General features: G+C 67.6%; 1 protein-coding gene. It reads right to left on the bottom strand.

The window, feature by feature from the left end; all coding sequences use genetic code 11:
- Positions 1–29 precede the first annotated feature (29 nt).
- Positions 30–655, bottom strand: a 626-nt coding sequence (locus tag K3N28_RS23180; protein ID WP_228095275.1) for a TIGR00730 family Rossman fold protein, incomplete at its 5' end; no start/stop codon positions are given.

Here is a 655-nt window from a genome sequence, read left to right as displayed (position 1 = left end):
CCGAAGGCCCCGAGGCGCAGCCTCTGAGGTCAGTCCTCCGGCGAGTCGGCCTTTTTCATGTGGTCGACGGCCTCGTCGAGGTCGTCGGTGACCAGGACCAGGTCCACGTCCTCGGGGCTGATCTTGCCCTCGCCCATCATCGACTTGCGCAGCCACTCGACCAGGCCGCCCCAGTAGTCCACGCCGATGAGCGCGATCGGGAACCTGCCGACCTTCTGCGTCTGCACCAGCGTGAGCGACTCGAACAGCTCGTCCATGGTCCCGTAGCCGCCCGGGAGCGCGCAGAACCCGCACGAGTACTTCAGGAACATGACCTTGCGGACGAAGAAGTAGTGGAAGTCCAGCTGGATGTCCACGTACGGGTTGATGCCCTGCTCGAAGGGCAGTTCGATGCCCAGGCCGACCGATTTGACGCCCGCGTCGGCGGTGCCGCGGTTGGCGGCCTCCATCGCGCCGGGCCCGCCGCCGGTGATGACCGAGAACCCGGCCTCCCCGAGCCTGCGGCCCAGTTCGACGCCGAGCTTGTACTCCTCGGAGTCGACCGGGGTGCGGGCCGACCCGTAGACGCCGATGGCGTCGCCCAGTTCGGCGGCTTCGAGCGTGTCGAAACCCTCGACGAACTCGGCCTGGATCTTCATGACCCGCCAGGCGGCCT

The sequence above is a fragment of the Glycomyces sp. TRM65418 genome (genome assembly GCF_019710475.1).
Lineage (GTDB): Bacteria > Actinomycetota > Actinomycetes > Mycobacteriales > Micromonosporaceae > Glycomyces.
The sequence above is the reverse complement of the archived record's forward strand: the minus strand, read 5'-3'. Positions and strand labels throughout refer to the sequence as shown.